Here is a 16153-nt window from a genome sequence, read left to right as displayed (position 1 = left end):
AGCTCTCATGCAGTTACAGAAGATTTTTAACACGGAAGCGCCAAATCGCTCTACCCGTATTATTGAAGGCGAAAGCTCCGGTATTTTGAATTGGAACGATATTCGGATGCCGCATATGTACAAATTGTATAAAGTGCTGCTGCTGAACCACTGGATTCCAGATGAAATTCCGATGTCCAAGGACGCGTCCCAGTTCCCTGTGCTGGATGCCGAAGAACAGCGCACCTTCAAAATTAACATCGGCCTGCTGGCTGTGCTGGATTCGATGCAAACAATGTTTGTCGGGGATGTAAAACGCTATTTTACCGACTCGTCACTGGAAGCTATTTCAGCGATTATCGGGCAGCAGGAAGTGGTGCATAACCAGTCCTACTCCTACGTTCTGTCTTCTTTGGTGTCAGATCAGGAACAGAAGGAAATTTTTGAATACTGGAAAAACGATCCTGTCCTGCTGGAGCGTAACACCTTCATCTCGGACATTTATCAGGAGTTCCGCGATGAGCAGAACCCACAAACCTTTTTCCAAGCGATGGTAGCCGATTTGATTTTGGAAGGCATTTTCTTTTACAGCACATTTGCTTTCTTCTACAATTTGGCCCGTGATCAGAAAATGATGGCAACCAGCCAAATGATCTCGTATATTCAGCGTGATGAAAATCAGCATTGCTACTTCTTCGCCGAAGTGTTCAAGCAGCTATTGTCCGATTTCCCTGAGCTGAATACCAAGGAAAATACGGACTATGTCTATCGTATGATTGACCGAGCTGTGGAGTTGGAAACGAATTGGGCGCATTATACGCTCAAAGAGGTTCGCGGCATCGACTTGAACGAGCTGAGCGATTACATCAAATACATGGCAAATATGCGCCTGAGACTGCTTGGTATGGACAAAGCATACGAAGGCGTAGATGTAAACTGTATGCCTTGGATCAAACCATTCTCAGATGAAGCGCTGAATGCGACAAAAACGGACTTCTTTGAAGCAAAATCACGCAATTATGGCAAGGTCGGAGATGACAACGGATTTGACGATTTGTAAGCCATAAGATACAGCCTTAGCTCGGTACTTACCGGGCTAAGGCTTTTTTCATGAGAATTCACGCAAATACGCAAAAAAATCATGAAACACTGAATAACTATTCATATTTTCCTATTTGTACACGATATATATGAAGGTGAAAAAAACATAGTAAGGAGCATATTATGAAAAGCAGCGTTAAAAAAAGAATGGGATTACAATCCAAACTCTACTTCATCTTGCTCATTCCTTTAATAGTGATTGGCGTCATTGTTCTGTGGACGACCAATCAATCTATCCAGAATGCTTCTCTATCAACCATGCAGCTAAACAATGAAACGCTGGCAAAGAACACGGCCCAGCTATTGGACAAATCCGCAGTCAAGAGCTTAAATACGGATTCATCTGAGCAAAGCAGCGAGTATAAGCAGCTTCGGAACGAGTTAAATACGCTCAGGCTGCAAACTGGAATCCTGTACATCTATATGTACAACCGTGTGGGCAATGAGTGGAAAATTACGGTGGATGGAGCCGCATGGGACGACAAAGACTACAGTCCATTCGGAACTCCTGTAAGTTTTACCCTTAAAGAAACGGAAGAGAAATTGAAACAAGGGGAAACAGTGACTACAGATATTACAACGGACCCTGAGTGGGGGATGATGTTTTCCTCCTTTACTCCCATTAAGGATACTGATGGAACCATCATTGGTTATTTGGGAATCGATAGATCCCTGTCCTCTGTGACTGAAGTATACGAACATACCTTGCCCGAGGCCTACCGATTAGTTATTCCTGTTATCTCCATCATTCTGATCATCTCCATTGCGGCTATGATGCTGGTAACCCGGCGTATACTGCGTCAGGTGAGATTTATTAAAAATACACTGGAGCAAGTAGCCGACGGCAACCTTACGGTTACATCGTCGCAAGTAACATATGATCAGTTAGGCGAAATTAGCAAATTGACAAACAAAATGGTGGAAGCCATGTCCAATATAATTGTAGATATTCAAAGCAGTTCTAGCACACTCCAGCATGCATCAGAGAATATCGTTGTGACAACGGAGGGGACACTCCACCAAACTGAGGAACTGTCCCGCACACTCCAGCAAATTGCCGATGTCTCTATTAACCAAGCGGATCAAGCAGTGGAATCGGTTCAACAATCTGACCGATTAGGACAAACGCTGGATGAAGTCGGAAGCCATGTGCAACAATTTACGAATACGGCCCATCATCTCAATGAGGTTCGTAATCAGGTAGCCAGTGAGCATGAACTGTTATTAGAAAAAGGACGAGAAAGCGCCCTGCGTATCAAGCAGATGCAACGCATGTCCCACGCGTTAACCGAAAAATCCCGCGAGGCAGCTAACATCGGTCAACAGGTACAGGGCATCGTAAAGCAGACGCAGATTTTGTCCTTTAATGCATCTATTGAAGCCTCACGTGCAGGCGAAGCTGGCAAGGGTTTTTCTGTGGTCGCTCATGAAATGGGGCAACTTGCCCAACAATCCGCCATATCGATTCGTGAAATCGACGAAATCTTAAGCAGCTTTGTTGAGCAAATTGAGCAAATGGGTGATCAATTTGATGAAAACATAAAGACCGTCAATGAACAAGAAACCCAAATTTCGGTATGTCTACAGTCTGTTGACAAAGTCACCGAGGTTTCACAGGAAGTTCAGGAGTTAGCCGCACATCTAGCTCAATTGACGGCAGAGATGCAAGAGGTACGTCACAGCGTAGATCAACATTTAAATCACACAGCCAGCGCGGCACAGCAGACTGCCGGAATGACAGAAGATGTATCAGCAAGCGCCCAGAAACAGGCCCTAGCGGTAAAAGAACTATCCGAAGTAGCCCGCAATCTCACTACACTATCAAACAATCTGCAGCGTCATGCCGACCAGTTCCGGGTAAAAAACGCTGAATAGTAAATATGATGTTGGATTCGATTCAACTGAATGAAAAGAAGTAAACTAAAATGGAGCATTCGCTAACGTAGCGAATGCTCCATTATTATGTTTTGAAAGCCGAGCAGAGTTCACCTTTATCCGAGTAGGTGCATACATATAACCTAGAAGTGTGTATTCAAGCAACCCAGAATCATACCCATTCTTATGATGGAGGTAGCGCCGCTGTTTTCACCTGTTTTGTATAAGAAGGATAGCCTCCCGTATGCTGGAGCATTTCAATTTCACGCAAAATACGCGGCAAGTCAGCGACCGAGTTCATCACGATGTGGGCTCCTGCTCTTTTCAAACCATATACACTCTGTCTGCGCCGTTCCTCAGCCACTCTGTCGTCCGCTTCATGGCTGGTCGTTTGAGCTGCGGTCGTCACCTTTTCGTTATGGTTCAAGACACCAATCGTCCATACACCGGCGTTCCGTCCCTCTTGCATATCGGCTGCTGTATCTCCTACTTTCACAATATCGCTCAGCGGAAATACCTGCAAGCGATGTGCAATTTCATAGATCATCCACGGATAAGGTCTCCCCTGCGAAACTTCACAAGGGGCTACCATACAATCCAGCGTATAGGGTGACTGTGCAGGCGTAAATACGTGACTGAGCATCTCCATCGGACAGGATGCAGTGGCACCTGACTGAATGCGACGATCCTGCAACTCCTGCAGCGCCCTGTCTATACCGATAGCAGGCTCAGCCCCTTGGATCAAGGAGCGGAGAACAGGGACAAGCTCGAGATAAATATGCTCAATATCCATTCTGCCAGGATGCGCACCAAAGCACTCCAGCCATTTTTTCCGAACCTCTGAAAGTCCCAGCACATTCGCAATATGATCCCGGATCGGCATTCCTCGCCCATGAGATACCTGTTCTTCAGTTACCTGTATACCTTTCCATCTGAAAATGTCACGCATTCCCTGGGTTAAGCCTCGTCCTCCGGGGTCTAACAATGTACTTTCGAGATTAAAAATAACCGCCTGTATCATGCAATCCCCGCCTTTCCGTACCGCGGCTATCCGCAATCTTTATTTTGCTTAGGAACATGATACACAGCTAACGTAAACTGAAATGTCGTAAACGGTAAGCGGATTGTAATTGAAAATAAATTCCTTGATTGGTTGTGAATACCGAGTGTGATAAGAGGAGGAGTCGCAACATGAGACAGCCTTGGAATGAATTTAATTCCAAAATGCCTTGGCGGATGGAGCTTGGTTGTTATGCGCTGAATAAACTGGCCTGTGGAGGATTGGTTTTTGGTCTCTTATGGATCTACTGCTATCTGACAGAGGAAATAACAGGGATTCCTCTGACTATAGCAGGCAATAGTGGTGAACTGACCGCGCAGCTGTGGGCCTATGGCTTTGCCCTTCCTGCCGCTCTTGCCGCTGATGCGCTACGCGATCTTTTACCCTGGCTTCGCAAGCCCGAGCAGCTCACCCTATACCTCGCTGCAGGATTCAGTGTCTTTCTCCTGCTAGGTTCTTTGATGTCGCCTGCCGGAACGGGCATTTCATGGAGCAACGGCATAGCAGGTGCAGGGATTACACTGCTGTATTATGGAGGAAGGCACTGGCTGAACCGTGAATATGGATTACAGATCATGCTGGCCTTCCTCCTGCCACTGCTGCTATGGCCTATAGGGCTTCAATAATGTCGCCTGCGATCACAGAGGCAGGATGCTGGCGATGACGTGCGGCTGTTTCTCCAGCCGCACCATGCAGATACACGCCAAATGCTGCTGCCTGCGAAGCATTCAAGCCCTGAGCCAGCAAACCTGCGATGATGCCTGTTAGCACATCGCCCGCACCGCCTGTCGCCATCCCAGCATGGCCTGTGGTATTGACGTAGGCCGTTCCGTCGGGACAAGCGATGACCGTGCGCGCTCCTTTGAGCACCAGCGTGACCCCACGTGTCCGGGCGTACTCCCGGGCATGGGTGATGCGGTCACGCTGCACCTCTGCTGTCGGTATGCCCAGCAGACGAGCCATTTCACCGGGGTGCGGCGTCAGTACGACCGCCGCACTTCTCGGCTTCCAAGCCTCCAGCTCAGGCCCCGCCGAGGCGAGGATGTTCAAGGCGTCCGCATCAAGCACGAGCGGACCGCCGTATTCCTCCCACAGGCGGCGCAGCCAGCCGGTGTCCCCTGCAAAGCGGCCGAGGCCGGGGCCGACGGCCAGTACATCACGTGCCTGCGCGAGCTGTAGCAGCTCGTCTGCGGAGTCGGCATTCCATTCGCCGTCTCCGCCTGCTGCTGCGGCAGCGAGCATCAGTTCCGGCGCGGCGCCAATGACGCGCGGCAACAACGCTTCGGGCACCGCCCACGTGACAAGGCCGCTGCCGATGCGCAGGGCGGCACGTGCGGCCAGCAGGCCCGCGCCGCTCATGCGCAGGCTTCCGGCCGCGACGAGAACATGGCCGTAGGTGCCCTTGTGCCCGTCCGGCACGCGGCTGCGACTTACATCCACGTCCAGCGCAGCGCGCAGCGTGTCACGGGTCAAGAGCCGCAGCTGCACGCCGCACTCACGGGCAAGGCCGGGTGGAATACCGATGTAGCGCACCACCACATCGCCTGCGGTCCCGGCGCCCGGATATTGGACGAGCCCACGCTTCAAGTAGGCGAGGCATACGGTGACGCGCGCACGAATGCACGGCTCGTGCAGCGCACCCGTGTCGGCGTCGAGGCCGCTAGGCACGTCTACCGACACGAGCGGCGCGCCGCTGGCATTGGCCTCGCGGATCAGCGAGGCGTAGGGTTCGCGCGGCGGACCTTGCGTGCCCGTGCCCAGCAGGGCATCGACGATGCCGGAGGCGCCGCGCAGGTCGAGGGTATCCCGGCCATAGAGAATCACCGGGATACCCAGAGCCGCGATGATATCGCGTTGCGCAGCCGCTTCATCGCGTAGCGTGTCTGGCGGCTCGACGTACACAACGGTGACGCGCAGGCCTGCATCGCTAAGATGGCGGGCTGCCACCAGTCCATCACCACCGTTGTTGCCTTTGCCTACGAGGATATACCAGTGTTCTCGTTCCCGTAAGTCTTGTCGTCCTTGACTCCACGTCTCTGTCCGTATAACACCGCCATGTCCCGTTATATCCCCTGGTCCTGTGTGTGTAACCTCTTCTGTCCACTGTGACCCCAACACTTCAGCACGATTATTTCCACATGTGAGATCAGCAGTGTCTACTGGGAAGCCGCTGCCATTGCTCTTCCCACTTCTTTCGGCACATAGCTTCAACACCTCGTCAGCTACCGCGCGCCCGGCATTCTCCATCAAGGTAAGGGCCGGAATACCCAGCTTGTCAATTGTATAGCGATCCAATTCTCGCATTTCTTCGGCGGTCACCATATACATGCTTTTCGCCTCCCGTATGGCTATCCCTGCTTATTAATATCCGACTGTAAAACGGGAATTGACAAATTCCCCTTCTACTAACTCATCAATCAGGGCTACCGCATAATCTTCGACCGAGATACGGCTATGGCCTAATTCGTCAACCACCAAATGATCCAAACCAATACGGAACTGTCCTGTACGTTTTCCCAATTCAATTATTCCGGCAGGACTACAATAGGTCCAGTCTACATCCGCAGCGCGGTACAGCTCCAGTGCATCTGCATGGGCAGCCGCCAGTGGCTTCACTTCCTCCGGAAACTCGGTGGTATCCATGAGGCGTTCACCGTTTTCTGTTTTCAGACTTCCCGCTCCGCCAACGACAAGTATGCGCTCCGCGCCGGAACGCCGAGTTCCTTCCAGCAAAGAACGAGTCGCTTCGAGCAGTTCTTCCTCTTCTCCAAACTTGGGACCGTATGCGCTAATGATAGCATCGTGCCCTTTGGCCACATCCGTAACGGAATTCGGATTTAGAATATCCGCTTGAACCACCGTCAAATATTCACTTTGCTCCGTCACACGTTGCGGGTCGCGCACCGCCGCCGTCACTTCATACTTACGCTTGATTGCTTCCTTTACTAACGCTTGGCCAATGGTTCCTGTTGCTCCGAAAATAATAACTTTCATATAAATGTGCCCTCTTCCTGTCTATAATTTACTTACTGTTATTTATCCGTTTTATGTCCAGCTTAAACCCGTAAAGCATGTCAGCTTACAGTCCCCCCGGCTGTCGCCAGTACATCCCTTCCGACCTCGGACTGACCCATTAGACGCCGAATTGCGCATACAAGCGGTCGACCGGCTTATCCGCGATCAGCGTCACAAAGCTGCCCGTACGGTTGATTCGATGTCTCATAATGTTCTGTTGCAATTTCTACATTTTTATCCATGCCGAATCTCCTCCTGCTTGTAATCTTGTCTATTTTACCAAAAAATACTTCATATATCCTGGTCAAAGGGATACAAGCCCTTGAAATGCCTGTATGGTCTGTGCAATAGTGTAGAAAGAACAATGGAAGGAGGGATTGCGGGTGTCCCCGACGGACTTCGCGGCGTTAGCCGCATATATCTCACCCGGTCTGATTGCCTTCCTGCTGGCGTTGTCTTTGCTGGTATGGCTGTATGTTCACAGTGCAGCCCAGCTTCGAAATTCACGTCAGCAGCGGCTGGAAGAATTACAGGAATCGCTGCGTATCTATGGACGATTAGCTGGTTGTCTCCAAACCGCTACCCAGAACGGGTTCAATAACAGCGAAAAGCAGTACCAGAACGGACTCATCCACGCTCTTCAGGAAGCCAAAGCTGCTCCCTATTTGACCCCTCACCTTCAAGAGCAGGTTCAAGCATCCCTTCGGGAGTGTGATACATTCCGCAGAGAATTGCTTCTCAAATCACTGGAGCGTGAAATGAACAAACTCATCGAGGAACGGCGTCTTGTTCTGCTGGAATCTCATGCTCCGGGCTGGGGAACAGCATTGTGGAAGCTATTGCGCCCAGCAGCTGGTCCGTTGGCGCTGGCAGGAATCGTCTGGTTGGTCACAAGGCTGGTTATGGAACTGATAGCCTCCAGCCATGTCGATGTTAGTCTGCCCGATACTGCACAATCTGCCTCATGGCTCATAGGGTGTGCATGGATGAGGTTCGTTTCCGGCTTGATCGCCCTATTGTATGTTTACCGGCTGATGACCCTACGTAGGCAAAATGATCTGGACGTGACGGCATCCCATTTTCCAACAAGCCTGTTGTGCTTAGTGATCGCCGCTGTCGCTCTGTTTCAATGGATCGGACCGGAAGCATCTCCCTACATACTGGCTGTTCAGCTTGTGCTGTTTTTGATTGGCTTCCGACTTACCCGAGGCCGCTCGCGCAGTGATCGTCCTTATGTTGGTCATCCCGGCTTGATCAAGGCAGATGCTTCTCAACATCAGGATTTACACGCAGCAGATAAAGATAAAACGGCTGACTCTTCTTTGGCAGAAGAACATATTCGGTCCTAAACACCAATGGCACAGGATTCTATTCCCGTATCCACCCTGCAAATCACATACCATCACAGGACATCCCAACAACAAAGAAGGAGATTATGGGGTGTCCTGTTTTTTGAACAATTTTTGGCTTTTTGAGGGGTTAGGCTTGTGCCAGTGATCAAGGAAAGGGTATATTGTTTATATAAATGTAAATCATATCGTTTTTTATGTATGAATATTGAAAAAAATCCATATATGTTAAACTACCATCAATTTATGATGTGCGTTAGAATTGGAGGAACTATGCAACTGGACATTTCTGAAAAATCACTTCCCGTTTATGAAGCGCTGGCCAGTGAGGTTCGGCTAAACATGATTGTTCTGCTTGCGGAGAAGCCTATGAATATACGTGAGCTGGCGGAAGCGTTGGGGCTCAGCAGTGCGATTATGACGATGCATGTCAAGAAACTGGAGAGAGCGTCCATTATTTCGACCAAAATGCTGCCTGGGCGAGGCGGAGTACAGAAAGTGTGCTCACTGGCTACAGACAAAATTGAAATCGCCATGCCACGCTACCAGCAGGATGTACGACAATTCCATCAGACGGAGATTTCTGTGGGACACTTTACAGATTTTGAAATACAGGCGACCTGCGGACTGGCTACCGTCGAAAAGATCATTGGTGAATTCGATGAGCCTCGTTCGTTCTTGGACCCTGAGCGCTTCAATTCCAAAATTCTATGGTTCAGCCAAGGATATATGGATTATAAGGTGCCGAATTTCCTACTGTCCAGCCAAAAAGCTGAGGAACTGGAAATTTCGATGGAACTATCTTCCGAGGCCCCTTTTACCAATGATAATTGGCCTTCAGATATCACTTTTTTCCTAAATGATGTGAATTTGGGTACATGGACCAGCCCAGGGGATTTCGGGGATAACCGGGGTAAATACACACCTGCATGGTGGCCTGATTTTATCAATCAATATGGTCTCCTTAAAAGACTTCGCGTTACCTCAGAAGGTACCTTTATGGATGGCAAGCAGATATCCGACGTGACTTTAAGCCAAGTGCTGATTGATCAGAAGCAATGGAAATTCCGTATTGCCATATTGGATGATGCCCAGCATGTTGGAGGGGTTACTCTGTTCGGTACCGGATTTGGTAACTACAATCAGGACATCCTGTTCCGTTTGTACTACAAACATGCAGAAAATCATACCAAAACAGTAACGGTAGAAGCTGGCGATACTAGCAAATAACTTTTAGTTCACTTCAAGACCTGAACACGGCGTTTTGCCCATACTTTCATGGGAAACAAAGCGCCGTGTTTTATTTTTTCATCCACTTATATCGTACTCTTTTGCCACATGCTATGCGATTAGCGTACAGGTTCAATACATACAGGTGAAGGAACCTCCAGCACATATCCCGTTCGGGTCAGCCGTCCATCCTCACTATGGATGGCAAAAGATACGATGTTGTTTCCATCCTGATTCGCTACTACCAAATAACCGGACAAGATGTTGAAGTTACGCGGTGTGCTGCCCAAGGTTTCCACCCATTCCACCGTCTTCAGCTTGCCGCTGTCCAGATCGACATGGTATAGCACGATGCTGTCATGGCCGCGGTTTGACACATACAAAAAGCGTCCACAGGGCGTAATCCGAATATCGGCTGCTGTATTTTCTACATCTATAATTCCTTCTGGCAGTGTGGACAGGCTTTGCATCAATGTAAGCTCACCATTACGTTCGTTATAACTAAACACAGCGACTGTATTGTTCAACTCATTGGCGACAAAAGCATATGGACGCGAAGGATGAAAAACCAGATGACGCGGTCCAGAACCAGGTGGCAAATCTGTCTCACGATGGGTCACCAGTATTCCATCTTCTGTCAAACGGTATACCACAATCTGGTCCAGTCCCAGATCACATACCAGGGCATACTGTCCTGAAGGGTCTGGAATAATCGAATGCGGATGTGCCGTATCCTGGCGGTCCTGGCGAATACCTGAGCCGGTATGCTGAACTTGCCCCGACATGTCTCCTAATCCTCCAGCTTCCGTCGCAGGGAACACAACGGCATTGCCGCCTGAATAGTTGGAAGCCAGCACATATCGTCCATCGGATGTTACGGAAACATAGCAAGTATGCGCTCCCTCCGTCCCTTTTCGATCCAAAGGATGCAATTCCCCCGTCTGGGCATTTACCTGATACGCATACAGCTCGCCTCCTTCTGTTTCACTGGCAGCGTACAGCTTCGTCCCATCCGGGTGTAGCGCGAGAAAAGAAGGCCTCTCAATCCCTTCCACACCTCCAACCATGCGCAGATCACCATTGTTCACATGCAGAGCACATACATATATTCCTCTTTCCTGACGAGACGCATAAGTTCCTGTATAAAATAACTGCTCATTTCGCTCTTCCATCGGCTCTCATCTCCTTCTAGCTGTTTTTTACATATTATCTGACTTTTAGCTCTACTATTTGTCTTGTTGTAAACTCATCATGCATTATTACCCAAGATTCTGTTGTTTCATTAACGTTTCGCGATATATGCAAAAAAATAGCCTCCTTCGGCGCCAACTGTGGTTCACAAGAACGTCACAGTTCACTCCAAAAGAGACTAAGTTTACGAAAAATACAATATTAAACCGCTGTGGTTTGCGTATCTCTGCTATTCCATTTTACAGCCAGCCCCAAACTAAGAATGAGAATGACTGCCCCAAAAATGTATGGCAAATTGATATGCACCTCAAACAATGTACCCGCAAGCGCAGGTCCTAGAATATTACCAATACTCATATAAGCATTGTTCATGCCGGCTGCAACTCCCTGCTCATCCCCCGCCATTTTGGATAAAGCAGTATTAATAGCTGGCCGTAGCAACGACGTAGCGGTAAAGAAGATGAGCGATACCCCGAGTACATAATAAAAGTTGCCGGAGAGCAACATAAGCACAAGGGAAATCGCTGAAAACAGAAAGGAACCGATGATGACACCTTTTTCGCCAAAACGATTCAACATCGGGCTAATGACCACAGCTTGAATCACGGTTCCGACCAGTGCTCCTACCGTAATAATGATAGCAATATCACGCTCATTGTAATGAAACTTTCCTGTCACGAAGAAAGGAAACATCGTTTCAAAATGCGTCAATCCAAAGGTGAGCGTGAATATCATAATCAGCAGCATAAAGTAAGGCTTGCGAAAAGAAAGGGCAAACTGTTTAATCACATTGTCCCGTTTGACCTTGACATTCCGAAACTTCAACTGTTTCTCCAGCGACAAGGTTTCGGGCAGCATAATCAAGGAAATCAGTGCAGCTACGCCCGATACAGCCGCCGAAACATATAAGGGCGTACGAATCGAGATATCTGCCAGCAAGCCGCCCACACCAGGACCGATCACAAAGCCAAGAGACATGGCGGCGCCCAACAACCCCATTCCTCTACCGCGATTGTGGACCGTTGTAATGTCAGCAATATAGGCCATCATCGGAGGAATCATAAAAGCTGCCCCTGCACCTCCCAGCAAACGGGAGATATACAGCATCGTCAACGATTCCCCAATCGCAAACAATACAGAAGACGCCGTCATGATTACCAAACCGATAATAATCATTTTTTTACGTCCGTATTTATCGGACCATTCTCCCGCTAGCGGCGAAAACAGGAATTGGGTTAAGCCAAACACGGCAACCAAATAACCACCCGTTTCACCACTGCCTCCCAAAGAGCTCATAAACTTGGGAAGGATCGGAATAATGAGGCCAATTCCCAGCATGGCAATAAACATATTAATCATCAAAATGACCAGCGGTCCCATTTTCAACTGTTGTGAATCTGACATGTAGCGTTTTGTCCTCCTCAGGTTCTTTATTTCGTATACGAAAATCTTATTTTGCAACCATTCCAGCAAAACTCTCCATTATATTAATAGAGTGTGAGACAAATAACAATCATAAAATACTTCCGATAACCCTGAATCTTTCCTTTGGCAGAACAGCAAAAAGGAACAACCTGAATAGACAGTGTTGTCCCTCTCATAACAAACGACCAGGATGAATTTCTGGAACGGTCTAGCGGTCCCTACGAACTTTATTATGGATCTTCGAATAGCTCCTTTATCATCTTTTCCTTGTTATTCAGAAATTGTTTCGTGATGATAAAATGGTCGGTTTCCTCCAGCGTCGGGGTGTCGATCCCTTCATGTGTCAGATGATATAAGATGGAATCTGGATAAGCCATCAAAATAGGGGAATGAGTAGAAATGATAAACTGCGAGCCCTGCTGCACCAGCTCGTGAATCCGTGCAAGCATGGCCATCTGGCGCAAAGGTGATAACGCAGCCTCCGGTTCATCCAAAATATACAATCCTTGTCCTCCAAACCGATGCACAAAGGCAGCAAAAAAAGACTCGCCATGCGACTGCTCATGCAGCGATTTACCCCCATAGGAATCTCGAATCGGTCGCCCTCCTCCTTCTCGATCCAGCTCGTCGATGTGAGTCGCCACATTATAGTAGCTCTCCGCCCGGAAAAAGAAGCCATCCCTTGGCTTTTCCACCCCTCTCACCAGCCGGATATGCTCATACAGTGAGGAATGCGTGGCTTGTGTAGAAAAATTGAAATTTTTAGTACCGCCCTCTGGATTAAATCCCCACGCGACCGCGATTGCCTCCATAAGCGTCGATTTACCTACGCCATTTTCTCCAATAATATAGGTGACGGAAGGATGGAATTTCAGTTCGTTCCACTGGTGCAGGGCTTTTAAGTTAAACGGATATTGGCTCTCGTCAGCATCTGGAGGCCATATCAGCTCCAGGCGACGTATGAAAAGATTGCGGTCCCATATACTCATGTCCAGTTCAGCTCCATTGCCAAGCAATTCACTAGGTTTTCCATCATTATATTGGAATTATTTACAGCAATCAATCGGAAATCCCATTTCGTAACCCTTCTGTTGTTATTCAAGCGATTATTGTAGGTATAATGTATAGTAATGTTCATTGGGCATGAATTCTAAGTACTTTATTTCGTGTATATCTCATTCTTTTCAAGCAGGTGAATCTATGAAGTCAAATCACAAACCGACCCAATCCTTTAAAATCGTACAGTTCTTGATGACCATCTACAGGCAGCGATTGACACGTATTCTGCTACCGTTGGCTGTACTGGCTTTTATTATATGGGAGGCCGGACGAGAACTAAATGACTTTAATCTGGCGCGTATGTTTCATGAGCTGCGGCGAATGGATGCCACGTTTCTCATCGAAATTGGCTTGTTCTCACTGGCTGCCGTGGCGGCTATGAGCGCCTACGATTACGTAATCAGGCATCATTTCAAGCTTCAGGTCAAGCCTGGGACGACATTTCGCTACGCCTGGATCTCCAATACCTTCAATAATGTCTTTGGTTTTGCAGGCTTTACAGGAGCGGGACTTCGCACCGTACTGTATAAAAAAAGCGGTGTTCCGTTAGGTGTCATCACCTCTGCCGTCGTGTTTCTTTCGCCGGTCGTCATTACCGGACTATCTTTGCTGGCTTGGGGGGCCATTGTCCATTTGTATCCGGTACAGCCTGTGCTGGATGCTCATCCTTGGCTTCATTGGGCGCTGTGGGGAATGGCATTGTACCTGCCGCTATTTTTGATCATGCAGCGCTCCAAACGGTACTCCACATGGTTCAACAAGGGAGAAGGACAGCTTTCCTGGTCCACTATTTCCGCTTCCATTAGTGCTTCTCTGCTGGAATGGCTGCTGGCTGGCCTTACCTTTGCATGGATCGGCTCGCACTTGCTCCATGAACTTCCGATCCATGCTGTGTTCGGCATTTATGTGATAGCCGCGATTGCCGGGTTGATCAGTCTTGCACCCGGAGGGGTCGGGGCATTCGACATCATTGCTCTGCTTGGGCTGCAAATGGCGGGAGCCAACTCAGATCGGGCACTGGCTGTGCTGCTGGTCTTTCGTATCTTTTATTACATCATCCCGTGGCTCATCGGCTTGGTATTAGCCGCGCTGGAAATGATTCCACGTAACGAGCGCCTGAATCAGCTAGCTGAGACGGGTTGGGATTATTCCCTTAATGCCTGGCAGAAGGTATGGGGCTGGCCTGGTCAATTCCGGTTTTTGGCCGATCTAGGGGTATGGGCGCTTGGTAAGCTGGTACTCATCTCCGGCGTGGTGCTTCTTTTGTCGGCAGCTACGCCCGGTCTGTTATATCGGCTACGTTTTGCTGAGCATTTGCTCAGCCTGCCCGTCATGCGCTTGTCGCACGAAATCTCGGTCATCATCGGGATTATGCTTGTTGTCCTGTCCCACGGAATCTCTCTGCGTATTCGCAGAGCATTGCGGCTGACATTGATACTGCTGCTGACAGGAGCTATTTTCACCTTCACTAAAGGTCTAGATTTTGAAGAAGCCTTATTCCTGCTGTTTGTGGCGTTAATGCTATGGATCTCACGTTCACGGTTTTATCGGGTCAGTGCTCCGCTGAATCGGCACAACATTTTAATATGGGGTGGATTATCTCTACTCGTAACCGGGGCTTATTTTATCATTGGGGCAGGCTCCAACACTCCTTTTATGCGCCATTTGCATGCCAAGGTCCATCTGGACTTTTTTATGAACCGCAGCGATTACGGAGTTACCGCCGTGTTTAGTCTGATTTTGGCATGGGTATTCCTAACGGTGTATTTCTTTCTTCGACCTCAGCGTAGCATCGCCAATCTACCCGACGAGCAAGAGCTGGATAAGCTAAAAGAATTTTTGGAACGGCAGGGTGGTAATCTCGTATCTCATATGCTTTTTTTGGGCGATAAATATCTGTATTGGACCAAAAATGAACAGGTCGTCATTCCCTATGCTCGCAGCCGGGACAAACTGATTGTATTAGGTGACCCCCTCGGTCCAAAAGAACGTGTAAGTGAAGCCATTCAGGAATTCCAACGGTTCGCAGATCGGTATGCGTTAACGGCTGTATTTTATCAGGCCTCGCCGGAGTATTTGTCCATCTATCACGAGAACGGCTATCGCTTTTTCAAACTGGGCGAGGAAGCACTGGTACCGCTGGAATCATTTACACTGACGGGCAAAAGCAATCAGGCGCTACGCAGCGCCAAAAACCGCTTTGACCGCGAAGGCTACTCGTTCGAAATCATCCAACCGCCTCTCGAGGCGTCACTGATTGAAGAAATGCGGCATGTTTCGAATATTTGGCTGGACGGGCGCAAGGAGAAGGGATATTCCCTCGGCTGGTTCAAAGAACCTTACCTTCAGTTGGCTCCAATTGCATTGCTAAAGGACTCTGAAGGGAAGGTCATCGCTTTCGCTACGATGGCCCCTGCCTACGATCATGGACGGACGGTCTCCATTGACCTGATGCGCCACTTGCCTGACACGCCAAATGGCACGATGGATTATTTATTCACACGGGTCATTGAGTGGGCCAAGGAGAGTGGATATACGACATTTAATCTGGGTATGGCACCGCTGTCCCAGGTAGGACAAAGCGAAAAGGCATTACGCGAGGAAAAGCTGGCTCGACTTGTTTTCCAATACGGGGGACATTTTTACGGTTTTCAGGGGCTTCGGCGCTTTAAGGATAAGTTCAAGCCCCAATGGGAGCCGCGCTATCTGGCCTATCCAGCTTCTGTCTTTCTACCGATCCTGACGCTGGAGCTGGTTTATCTCGTGTCCAAACGATCGGATTAAACAAAGGGCTGACAACAGGAACTTTAATAGTCTAACACAACGTAAAAAAGGGTGTTCTCCAACCACGAACGGTTGCAGGAACACC

Annotated in this window: 12 protein-coding genes; 6 read left to right on the top strand and 6 right to left on the bottom strand. The window is 48.8% G+C overall.

Annotated elements, in window-relative coordinates; all coding sequences use genetic code 11:
• The first annotated feature begins 7 nt into the window (after nucleotides 1–7).
• Nucleotides 8–1039 (top strand): ribonucleotide-diphosphate reductase subunit beta, encoded by a 1032-nt coding sequence (locus ACWGXJ_RS02315; protein WP_029517885.1) that lies wholly within the window; start codon nucleotides 8–10, stop codon nucleotides 1037–1039.
• A gap of 164 nt (nucleotides 1040–1203) precedes the next feature.
• Nucleotides 1204–2955: a methyl-accepting chemotaxis protein gene (locus tag ACWGXJ_RS02310; protein ID WP_452566075.1), complete on the top strand. Its 1752-nt coding sequence runs from the start codon at nucleotides 1204–1206 to the stop codon at nucleotides 2953–2955.
• Nucleotides 2956–3139: 184 nt separating this feature from the next.
• Here the strand turns inward: ACWGXJ_RS02310 and ACWGXJ_RS02305 are convergent, their stop codons facing one another.
• Entirely contained in the window at nucleotides 3140–3976 is an 837-nt protein-coding gene (locus ACWGXJ_RS02305; RefSeq protein WP_250267298.1) for an HAD hydrolase-like protein, read from the bottom strand.
• A 170-nt stretch (nucleotides 3977–4146) separates the two neighbouring features.
• Between ACWGXJ_RS02305 and ACWGXJ_RS02300 the strand changes: the two genes are divergently transcribed.
• On the top strand, nucleotides 4147–4641 hold the full coding sequence (locus ACWGXJ_RS02300) for a hypothetical protein (protein WP_061830043.1): 495 nt from the start codon (nucleotides 4147–4149) through the stop codon (nucleotides 4639–4641).
• On the opposite strand, the gene ACWGXJ_RS02295 is transcribed toward ACWGXJ_RS02300, so the two are convergent.
• Together ACWGXJ_RS02295 and ACWGXJ_RS02290 are read right to left on the bottom strand one after the other, a co-directional pair.
• Complete coding sequence (locus ACWGXJ_RS02295; protein WP_452566074.1) at nucleotides 4625–6343, bottom strand: NAD(P)H-hydrate dehydratase; 1719 nt, start codon at nucleotides 6341–6343, stop codon at nucleotides 4625–4627. The two genes, ACWGXJ_RS02300 and ACWGXJ_RS02295, sit on opposite strands and share 17 nt — an antisense overlap.
• A gap of 33 nt (nucleotides 6344–6376) precedes the next feature.
• The gene (locus ACWGXJ_RS02290) at nucleotides 6377–7009 is read right to left on the bottom strand and encodes an NAD(P)-dependent oxidoreductase (protein WP_452566073.1); all 633 of its coding nucleotides are present in this window, start codon (nucleotides 7007–7009) and stop codon (nucleotides 6377–6379) included.
• 404 nt (nucleotides 7010–7413) lie between these two features.
• On the opposite strand from ACWGXJ_RS02290, the gene ACWGXJ_RS02285 reads away from it, so the two are divergent.
• Both ACWGXJ_RS02285 and ACWGXJ_RS02280 read left to right on the top strand, forming a co-directional pair.
• The gene (locus tag ACWGXJ_RS02285; protein WP_250267296.1) at nucleotides 7414–8379 is read left to right on the top strand and encodes a hypothetical protein; all 966 of its coding nucleotides are present in this window, start codon (nucleotides 7414–7416) and stop codon (nucleotides 8377–8379) included.
• 273 nt (nucleotides 8380–8652) lie between these two features.
• Nucleotides 8653–9609: an ArsR/SmtB family transcription factor gene (locus ACWGXJ_RS02280; RefSeq protein WP_061831167.1), complete on the top strand. Its 957-nt coding sequence runs from the start codon at nucleotides 8653–8655 to the stop codon at nucleotides 9607–9609.
• Nucleotides 9610–9728: 119 nt separating this feature from the next.
• Here ACWGXJ_RS02280 and ACWGXJ_RS02275 read toward each other — a convergent pair whose 3' ends face one another.
• The 3 genes from ACWGXJ_RS02275 to ACWGXJ_RS02265 form a co-directional block, all read right to left on the bottom strand.
• Nucleotides 9729–10781: a lactonase family protein gene (locus ACWGXJ_RS02275; RefSeq protein WP_452566072.1), complete on the bottom strand. Its 1053-nt coding sequence runs from the start codon at nucleotides 10779–10781 to the stop codon at nucleotides 9729–9731.
• Nucleotides 10782–11001: 220 nt separating this feature from the next.
• Nucleotides 11002–12204 (bottom strand): MFS transporter, encoded by a 1203-nt coding sequence (locus ACWGXJ_RS02270; protein ID WP_103046771.1) that lies wholly within the window; start codon nucleotides 12202–12204, stop codon nucleotides 11002–11004.
• A 251-nt stretch (nucleotides 12205–12455) separates the two neighbouring features.
• Nucleotides 12456–13214, bottom strand: coding sequence for an AAA family ATPase (locus ACWGXJ_RS02265; protein ID WP_452566071.1), 759 nt, complete (start codon nucleotides 13212–13214; stop codon nucleotides 12456–12458).
• A gap of 211 nt (nucleotides 13215–13425) precedes the next feature.
• On the opposite strand from ACWGXJ_RS02265, the gene mprF reads away from it, so the two are divergent.
• Nucleotides 13426–16068, top strand: coding sequence for a bifunctional lysylphosphatidylglycerol flippase/synthetase MprF (mprF, locus tag ACWGXJ_RS02260; RefSeq protein WP_069290937.1), 2643 nt, complete (start codon nucleotides 13426–13428; stop codon nucleotides 16066–16068).
• Nucleotides 16069–16153 lie beyond the last annotated feature (85 nt).

It is taken from the genome of Paenibacillus sp. S33 (genome assembly GCF_053615415.1).
Note: the sequence above shows the minus strand (reverse complement) of the source record. Positions and strands in the feature narration are given on the sequence as shown.

Coding starts and splice junctions, on each gene's coding strand:
- ACWGXJ_RS02315 (WP_029517885.1), top strand. CDS start 8: ATGCAGTTACAGAAGATTTTTAACACGGAAGCGCCAAATCGCTCTACC.
- ACWGXJ_RS02310 (WP_452566075.1), top strand. CDS start 1,204: ATGAAAAGCAGCGTTAAAAAAAGAATGGGATTACAATCCAAACTCTAC.
- ACWGXJ_RS02305 (WP_250267298.1), bottom strand. CDS start 3,976: ATGATACAGGCGGTTATTTTTAATCTCGAAAGTACATTGTTAGACCCC.
- ACWGXJ_RS02300 (WP_061830043.1), top strand. CDS start 4,147: ATGAGACAGCCTTGGAATGAATTTAATTCCAAAATGCCTTGGCGGATG.
- ACWGXJ_RS02295 (WP_452566074.1), bottom strand. CDS start 6,343: ATGTATATGGTGACCGCCGAAGAAATGCGAGAATTGGATCGCTATACA.
- ACWGXJ_RS02290 (WP_452566073.1), bottom strand. CDS start 7,009: ATGAAAGTTATTATTTTCGGAGCAACAGGAACCATTGGCCAAGCGTTA.
- ACWGXJ_RS02280 (WP_061831167.1), top strand. CDS start 8,653: ATGCAACTGGACATTTCTGAAAAATCACTTCCCGTTTATGAAGCGCTG.
- ACWGXJ_RS02275 (WP_452566072.1), bottom strand. CDS start 10,781: ATGGAAGAGCGAAATGAGCAGTTATTTTATACAGGAACTTATGCGTCT.
- ACWGXJ_RS02270 (WP_103046771.1), bottom strand. CDS start 12,204: ATGTCAGATTCACAACAGTTGAAAATGGGACCGCTGGTCATTTTGATG.
- ACWGXJ_RS02265 (WP_452566071.1), bottom strand. CDS start 13,214: ATGAGTATATGGGACCGCAATCTTTTCATACGTCGCCTGGAGCTGATA.
- mprF (WP_069290937.1), top strand. CDS start 13,426: ATGAAGTCAAATCACAAACCGACCCAATCCTTTAAAATCGTACAGTTC.